9 protein-coding genes are annotated in these 8212 nt (G+C 68.5%); 2 read left to right on the forward strand and 7 right to left on the reverse strand.

What is annotated here, in order from left to right; genetic code table 11:
- The 5 genes from ACFE76_RS20120 to ACFE76_RS20140 all read right to left on the reverse strand — a co-directional run.
- Positions 1-138, reverse strand: a 138-nt coding sequence (locus ACFE76_RS20120) for a GTP-binding protein (RefSeq protein ID WP_375433574.1), incomplete at its 3' end; no start/stop codon positions are given.
- 103 nt (positions 139-241) lie between these two features.
- Positions 242-712: a 30S ribosomal protein S7 gene (gene rpsG / locus ACFE76_RS20125; protein ID WP_375433567.1), complete on the reverse strand. Its 471-nt coding sequence runs from the start codon at positions 710-712 to the stop codon at positions 242-244.
- A complete protein-coding gene (gene rpsL / locus ACFE76_RS20130) occupies positions 712-1083 on the reverse strand; it encodes a 30S ribosomal protein S12 (protein WP_091414459.1) in 372 nt (123 codons plus the stop codon). Before rpsL ends, rpsG begins: the two co-directional genes overlap by 1 nt.
- A 338-nt stretch (positions 1084-1421) precedes the next feature.
- A complete protein-coding gene (locus tag ACFE76_RS20135; protein ID WP_375433568.1) occupies positions 1422-2090 on the reverse strand; it encodes an MOSC domain-containing protein in 669 nt (222 codons plus the stop codon).
- Between the two features lie 60 nt (positions 2091-2150).
- Entirely contained in the window at positions 2151-2600 is a 450-nt protein-coding gene (locus ACFE76_RS20140; protein ID WP_375433569.1) for a DUF1579 domain-containing protein, read from the reverse strand.
- A gap of 63 nt (positions 2601-2663) precedes the next feature.
- On the opposite strand from ACFE76_RS20140, the gene ACFE76_RS20145 reads away from it, so the two are divergent.
- Complete coding sequence (locus ACFE76_RS20145) at positions 2664-3614, forward strand: ATP-binding cassette domain-containing protein (protein WP_375433570.1); 951 nt, start codon at positions 2664-2666, stop codon at positions 3612-3614.
- Positions 3611-4411, forward strand: a complete 801-nt coding sequence (locus ACFE76_RS20150; protein ID WP_375433571.1) for an ABC transporter permease — start codon at positions 3611-3613, stop codon at positions 4409-4411. The genes ACFE76_RS20145 and ACFE76_RS20150 overlap by 4 nt, the downstream gene beginning before the upstream one ends.
- A 221-nt stretch (positions 4412-4632) precedes the next feature.
- Here the strand turns inward: ACFE76_RS20150 and ACFE76_RS20155 are convergent, their stop codons facing one another.
- Complete coding sequence (locus tag ACFE76_RS20155; RefSeq protein WP_375433572.1) at positions 4633-5541, reverse strand: hypothetical protein; 909 nt, start codon at positions 5539-5541, stop codon at positions 4633-4635.
- A 260-nt stretch (positions 5542-5801) separates the two neighbouring features.
- Positions 5802-8212 (reverse strand): DNA-directed RNA polymerase subunit beta' (rpoC, locus tag ACFE76_RS20160; RefSeq protein ID WP_375433573.1); only part of this gene is annotated, 2411 nt, incomplete at its 5' end.

Genomic DNA, 8212 nt, shown 5'->3' on the forward strand with positions numbered 1-8212 from the left:
GTGCACCTCACCGATCTTGTAGTTGATCCCGGTGTAGAAGAGGATCCGCTCGGTGGTGGTGGTCTTACCGGCGTCGATGTGAGCCATGATGCCGATGTTGCGGACCTTGGACAGGTCGGTTTCGATGTCGACAGCCATACGCGGAGTCTTCACCCTCTCATCTGAATGTGGTCTGACCGCGTCGGAGAAGCAGGGCGATAACCCCGCTGCTGTCGCAGTCGAGAAAGAAGTGCTGGATGGGTTACCAGCGGTAGTGGGCGAAAGCCTTGTTGGCTTCGGCCATCTTGTGCGTGTCCTCGCGGCGCTTCACTGCGGCACCGAGGCCGTTCGACGCGTCGAGGATCTCGTTCATCAGGCGCTCCGACATCGTCTTCTCACGACGGGCGCGGGCAAAGCTGACCAACCAGCGCATCGCGAGGGTCGTCGCCCGGTTGGGCTTGACCTCGATCGGCACCTGGTAGGTCGCGCCACCGACGCGGCGGCTCTTGACCTCGAGCGCGGGGCGCACGTTGTCGAGCGCACGCTTGAGGGTCTGGACCGGGTCGACACCGGTCTTGGTGCGGGTGCCGTCGAGCGCGGTGTAGACGATGCCCTGGGCGATGGTCTTCTTGCCGTCGAGCAGGATCTTGCTCACCAGCTGGGTGACCAGCGGGGAACCGTAGACCGGGTCGACGGGCAGCGGACGCTTCGGGGCGGGGCCCTTGCGAGGCATTACTTCTCCTTCTTCGCGCCGTAGCGGCTGCGAGCCTGCTTGCGGTTCTTGACGCCCTGGGTGTCGAGCGAACCGCGGATGATCTTGTACCGGACGCCGGGCAGGTCCTTCACCCGACCGCCGCGGACGAGCACCATCGAGTGCTCTTGGAGGTTGTGGCCCACGCCCGGGATGTAGGCGGTGACCTCGACGCCGGAGGAGAGGCGGACACGTGCCACCTTGCGCAGCGCGGAGTTCGGCTTCTTGGGCGTGGTGGTGTACACGCGGGTGCACACTCCACGGCGCTGGGGGGAACCCTTGAGCGCCGGCGTCTTGTTCTTGCTCACCTTGTCCGCCCGGCCCTTGCGGACCAACTGCTGAATTGTGGGCACTGCTGTCCTGTCTCTTTCTCTTTGGTCTGCCGCGAAGCGCGGCACGCCTCACTGTCACGGCTCGTACGACGAAGTTTCAACATGTGCTACGGCTCGCCAGCACCGCTGGTGGACCGGTGCGAGCTCGGCCACGTCCAGAGCGGACTGTCGGGGCACGCACGAGACGTCGGGCAAGCCCGAACACAAGGATCTAGGCTAGCCGGTGACCCTCAGCGGGTCAAAACGCACCGTGTTCAGGCCACCCGAGGGCTCGAACGTGAGAGCGCATCCAGATCGTTCAGCAGCTTCGGAACAACGTGCCGGGCCCAGTCGCTGCTCCCCGGCGGCTGCTTGCCCTCCTAGTCCAGCACCGGCTGGCGCCGCTCCCGGGCCATCTCCGCGATCTCCGGCTCGAGGTCGTCGCCCGCGGCCAGCAGCTGGGGCAGCAGCTCGCGTCCGGTGGTGATCGCCCGGAAGACCAGGGCCGCGGTCACCTCGTGGTCGGGCCGGTAGACCACCGTGACCGGGTCGCCCGCTGTGACCAGCCCCGGTGTCAGCACGCTGAGGTAGGTCCCGGAACGCCCAACGGCCGTGAACATCTTGGCCCAGCCTTTCTCGCCCATCCAGCCGCGGAAGGTGGCGCAGGGGATCCGGGGCGAGGTGACCTTGAGCTCGACGGTGTCCCCGATCCGCCAGACCTCACCGACCAGGGCGCCGTTGACGTCGAGGCCGATGGTGGTCAGGTTCTCACCGAAGTAGCCATCAGGCAGGGTTCGGCCGAGGCGGGCCTGCCACTGGTCGAGGTCCTCCCGCTGGAACGCGTACACCGCCTGGATGTCGCCCCCGTGGTGCTTGCCGTCGCCGATGTAGTCCCCGACCAGGCCACTACCGAGGCCGCCCCGCTTGGGTCCGGGCGCCCGCACCTGCACGGGCCCGTCGACCGGGCGCTTGCCGATCCCGGTCGTTCCCGTGTCCTTGTGGGGGTTGGGCGCGGGATGACCGACGTTGACCGAGGCGAGGTGCGGCACGGGCTCAGCCTAGGAGGATGGCGAGGGGCACCTGTCGGGGACCTGCTTTGGCGTTGGTGGTCAGTGGCCGCTGACCCGCCGGTAGCGACCGGTCAGGAACGGCGCCCAGCCGGTGGCGGTACCGAGCCGGAGCGTGATCTCGTAGCCCAGGTCGTCCCCGGTGGGGCGGAACCGGTGCCGCGCCGTCCCGTTCGCCGTGGTTTTCTCCAGCGTCAGCTCGCCGTCAGCCCAATCCCCCGTCGCCACCACCGGCGGCTCGGCGTAGGAGTCGAACAGCCACCACTGCAGCCGGTCCGACCCGGGAAGGGCCTGGAAGACCCCGTGGGCGGTGAGCTCAGGCCCGTCCGCGCGAACCTGGCGGTAGTCCTGGACCACGACCGTGGCGCCCACGTCCAGCCGGAACACCAAGCTCGCGCGGGCCGTCGTCGCCGGCGACCAGGGCGAGGGGTGCTGCTGCTCCAGGCCCGTCCAGGTGCCGAGCAGCGGCATGAACTGGGTCCGTAGGTCCACGGCTTCACCGTACGGCTGATTGCGCGACGCAAATCTGTCGGTGTCTCTCGTTACCCTCCACACATGGAACTCGCGATCGAGGCCCGCGGCCTCGTCAAGCGTTACAAGAGCTTCACCGCGCTGGGCGGGGTTGATCTGGCGGTGCCGCGCGGCACCGTACTCGGGCTGCTCGGACCCAACGGCGCGGGCAAGACCACCACCGTGCGCTGCCTCACCACGCTGCTCAGACCCGACGGCGGGTCGGCCCGGGTCGCCGGCGTGGACGTGATCGCCGACCCGGGCGGCGTCCGCGAACGGATCGGTCTCTCCGGCCAGTACTCGGCGGTCGATGAGTACCTGACCGGCCAGGAAAACCTGGTGATGGTCGGGCGGCTCTACCACCTCGGGGCGCGCCGCAGCCGGGAGCGGGCCAAGGAGCTGCTCGGGCAGTTCGGGCTCGAGGAGGCGGCCAACCGCCCGGCCAAGGGGTATTCCGGGGGCATGCGCCGCCGGCTCGACCTCGCCGCCGCCCTGGTCGCCCAGCCCGAGGTGCTGTTCCTGGACGAGCCCACCACCGGTCTCGACCCGCAAGGCCGGATCGAGGTGTGGGAGCTGATCGAGTCGCTGGTGGCGGGCGGTACGACGCTGCTGCTGACCACGCAGTACCTGGAGGAGGCCGACCGGTTGGCCGACGAGATCGTGGTCATCGACCGCGGCCTGGTCATCGCCCAGGGCACTGCCGACCACCTCAAGGCCGAGGTCGGCGGGGAGCGGCTGGAGCTCACCGTCAGCTCTCCCGACCAGCTGGCGGCCGCCGCGTCCATCCTGGCCGGGGTCGCTCAGGGTGCGGTCGGCTCGGACGCGCACGCACGTTCGCTCACCGCTCCGGTGACCGGCGGAGCAAAGGTGCTGGTCGAGGCGCTGCGGCGGCTCGACGCCGCCGACATCGCCATCGACGACGTCGGCCTGCGCCGACCCACCCTGGACGACGTGTTCCTGTCCCTGACCGGCCACGCGGCCGAGGAGGCTTCATGAGTGTGCTCAGCTCGCTGGGCGACGGCCTGGTCGTGGCCCAGCGCAACCTGATCAAGATCAAGCGGGTCCCTGAGCTGCTGGTCTTCACCACGCTGTCGCCGATCATGTTCGTGCTGCTGTTCGCCTACGTGTTCGGCGGCGCCATCTCCGGCGGCGACCCGCAGCAGTACCGAGAGTTCCTGATCGCCGGCATCTTCGCTCAGACGGTGATCTTCGGGGCCACCACCACCGGGGCGGGTCTGGCCGACGATGTTCAGAAGGGCATCATCGACCGCTTCCGGTCGCTGCCGATGTCGCGGACCGCGGTGCTGACCGGACGGACGCTGTCCGACGTGGTCAACAACGTGATCGTGCTGGTGGTGATGTCGCTGACCGGACTCGTGGTCGGCTGGCGGATCCGCAGCTCGTTCACCGACGCCGTCGCCGGCTACCTGATCCTGCTCGTCTTCGCGTACGCCATCTCGTGGGTGATGGCCTTCGTCGGCCTGCTGGTACCGAGCGTCGAGGTGGTCAACCAGGCGTCCTTCATCGTGATCTTCCCGATCACCTTCATCGCCAACACCTTCGTCCCGCTGGAGTCCCTGCCCGGCCCGCTACGGGTCTTCGCCGAGTGGAACCCCGTCTCCGCCATCACCCAGGCCGCCCGCGAGCTCTTCGGTAACGACGCCCTCGTCGCCCCGGCCACCGTCTGGCCCCTCCAACACCCGGCGCTCTACACCCTGATCTGGTCCGTCCTGATCCTGGTCATCTTCATCCCCCTGACCACCTGGCAGTTCAAGCGCGCCGCCAGCCGCTAGGCCCCGCGCCGCCAGCCCCACCGCCCCTCCCGCCGCCGCCCCCCCCGTTCCCCTGGGCCAATCCGCCGCCCCGCAGAGGCTCGACCCCCACTTCACAGGCTCAAGGGCGACATCACAGGCGCGCGCGGATCGGCAAAGTCGCCCGCGAGCCTGTGAAGTGGGGGTGCCACCTGCCCCGGCTGCATGGAAGCGCGGTCGGCGGAGCGGATAGGGCGAGCCGGTCAGCGGGAGCGGGCGAAGGCCCGCAGCAAGCGGTCCCGCAGGACCGCTTTTCGGTAGAGGTCGGCCCAGATCCAGCGGACGACCTGCCAGCCGGCGTCGCGGAGCGCGTCCTCACGAAGCTTTTCGAGAATCAACACATCGGCGGGATTCTGCCCGGGCTTCAGCAGGGCGCCGTACTTGATCTTGCCGTCGAACTCACCAATGGTGCGGTACTCCTCCCAAGCGAAGTCGACCCGGGCGATCAGTACGCCGTTGTGGTCAAAGATCTCGCGCTGCGGGATCGGGCTGGGCAGCCCCTCCTCACCGATCCGTACCCGGCTCACCGATTCGCCGACGCTCTCGCTGCGGCCGTCGAGAAAGTTGGCGACACGCCGCGCCTGACAGACACCGGGCCAGCGCTGCATGCCCTCCAGCACGGTCTCGAGGTGGCCGAAGTCCAGACCGAGGGCGGCGGCCCGGTCACCTGCGGCGACAGCCTGCTCGAACGACAGGGTCCGGCCGAGGTCGGCGACCGTACGGGCCAGTGAGGTGACCGCCAGACCGTCGACGACCTGGACCTCAGCGGCCGGAAGGGTCGCGCTGTGCAGCTCAAGGTCGGTACGCCGCTGGGCACCGGTGCTGCGGCTCCGGGTGAGGTGGACCCGGGTGAGTGCTGAGGACCACACCGGCAACCCGTGCAGCACCGCGGCCGACGTATGACTCACGATGGCCGGAGGCCCGAGCGACTCGGCCACCGCAGTGACGAGTCGCCGGTGTTGCTGCTCGGCGGTCAGCTCGTCATCGCTGGCCCCCCGCGCCCAAGCGCCCCGCCGAAGGTGGGTCAGCTCGCCGCGGCGTTCGAGGCGGCGCAGCTCGTCCTTGCCGTAGCCCCGCGCGCGCAGCTGACGGGTCAGGAGGATGTCGTCCATACCGACAGCAGAGCCGATACGGGCTCGTCGCGCTTGCGCATGCCTCGACCTGTGGATGATCGAAAGACACGGCCGAGGCTGTGGACAACGAGCGGCACTGCGACTTCACAAGCTCTAGGGCGACTTTGCCCGTCCGCGCGCACCTGTGACGTCGCCCGCGACCCTGTGAAGTGACCGTCCCGGACGGGTCCGGGAGGGAAGGCGCCGAGAGGGCGGGGCGGGAAGGATCCCGGCCCCGCCCTCTCGGCGGTGGTGCTAGCTCAGCTGCGGTAGTCGCCGAGGTCGAACTCTTCCAGCGGAACGGCTGCGCCCGACGTCGAACCGAAGTCGTAGTCGAAGGAGTCGTAGCCGACCATCGAGTACGCCTGGGCCTTCGCCTCTTCGGTCGCTTCCACCCGGATGTTGCGGTAGCGGTCGAGACCGGTACCCGCCGGGATCAGTTTGCCGAGGATGACGTTCTCCTTGAGGCCGATCAGGCTGTCCGACTTGCCGTTGATGGCAGCGTCGGTCAAGACCTTGGTCGTCTCCTGGAAGGACGCCGCCGACAGCCACGACTCGGTGGCCAGCGACGCCTTGGTGATGCCCATCAGCACGGCACGACCAGACGCCGGGTTGCCGCCCTCGGCCACGACCTTGCGGTTCTGAGCCTCGTACGTCAGCCGGTCGACCAGGTCACCGGTCAGCAGGTCGGCGTCACCGGACTCGATCACGGTCACCCGGCGCAGCATCTGCCGGATGATGATCTCGATGTGCTTGTCGTGGATCGGCGCACCCTGGGTGCGGTACACCGACTGGACCTCGTCCACCAGGTGCTCCTGCACCCGACGGACACCGAGCACCCGGAGCACGTCGTGCGGGTCAGGGGTACCAGCGGTGAGCTGCTGACCGACCTCGACGTGGTCGCCGTCCTCCACCAGCAGGCGGGCACGACGCGACACCGAGAACTCGGCCGCCTCCGACCCGTCGTCGGGGGTGATGGTGATCTTCTTCAGCCGGTCGCTGTCCTCGATCTGCACCCGGCCAGCGGCCTCGGAGATCGGCGACTTGCCCTTGGGCTGCCGAGCCTCGAAGAGCTCGACCACGCGGGGCAGACCCTGGGTGATGTCGTCACCGGCCACACCGCCGGTGTGGAAGGTACGCATCGTCAGCTGGGTCCCGGGCTCACCGATCGACTGGGCCGCCACGATCCCGACGGCCTCACCCACGTCGACCAGCTTGCCGCTGGCCAGCGAACGGCCGTAGCACATGGCGCAGGTGCCGGTGACGGCCTCACAGGTGAGGACGCTGCGGACCTTGACCGTCGTGACGCCGTTCTCGATCAACAGCTTGATGTTGACGTCGCCCAGGTCGGTCCCGGCCGGAAGCAGCAGCTCACCGTTCGCGTCGGAGACGTCGGTGGCCAGGCTGCGGGCGTAGACCGCGGTCTCGACGTGCTCGTCGAGCACCAGACCCTGAGCGCCGTCGGCCGTGCCGGAGGCACCTTCGGTGCGCAGCGCGATCGTCTTGGTCAGCCCGCGCTCGGTCCCGCAGTCCTCCTCGCGGATGATGACGTCCTGGCTGACGTCGACGAGTCGACGCGTCAGGTAACCCGAGTCAGCCGTCCGCAGCGCGGTGTCGGCCTGGCCCTTACGACCACCGTGGGTGGAGATGAAGTACTCCAGGACCGACAGGCCCTCACGGAAGTTCGACTTGATCGGGCGGGCGATGATCTCGCCCTTCGGGTTCACCACGAGGCCACGCATGGCCGCGATCTGGCGCATCTGCACCATGTTCCCGCGGGCGCCGGAGTGCACCATCATGTAGATCGGGTTGGTCTTGGAGAAGTTGGCCTCCATGGCCGCGCCGAGCTTGGACGTCGCGTCGGTCCAGATCTCGATGAGCTCCTGACGACGCTCGTCCTCGGTGATCAGACCACGCTCGTACTGCCGGTCGATCTTGCTGGCCCGGTCCTCGTACCCCGCGAGCAGCTCGGCCTTGTTGGCCGGGGTGGTCACGTCGCCGATGGACACGGTCACGCCGGAGCGGGTGGCCCAGTGGAAGCCCAGGTCCTTCAGGGCGTCCAGGCAGAAGGCCACCTCGACCTTCGGATAGCGCTCGGCGAGGTCGTTGACGATCTGACCCAGCTGCTTCTTGCCCACTTCGTAGTCGCAGTAGGCGTAGTCCGCCGGCAGCGCCTCGTTGAACAGGGCCCGACCCAGCGTGGTCTCGAGCACGATCGCGCCGCGGTCGTTCAGCTCGAAGCCGAGCGGCGGCACGATGTCGGTCAGCCGCAGCTTGATCTTGGCCTGGACGGACAGCTCCTTGCGGTCGAAGGCCATCAGGGCCTCCGACACCGAGCCGAACGCACGGCCCTCCCCCGCTGCTCCGTCGACCTGCATGGTCAAGAAGTAGTGGCCGATGATCATGTCCTGGGTGGGCATGGTCACGGGACGGCCGTCAGCCGGCTTGAGGATGTTGTTCGTCGACAGCATCAGGATCCGGGCCTCGGCCTGCGCCTCGGCCGACAGCGGCAGGTGCACCGCCATCTGGTCACCGTCGAAGTCCGCGTTGAACGCGGTGCAGACGAGCGGGTGGATCTGGATGGCCTTGCCCTCGATCAGCTGGGGCTCGAAGGCCTGGATGCCGAGGCGGTGCAGGGTCGGTGCGCGGTTCAGCAGCACCGGGTGCTCGG

Source organism: uncultured Friedmanniella sp., from assembly GCF_964244005.1.
GTDB lineage: Bacteria > Actinomycetota > Actinomycetes > Propionibacteriales > Propionibacteriaceae > Microlunatus.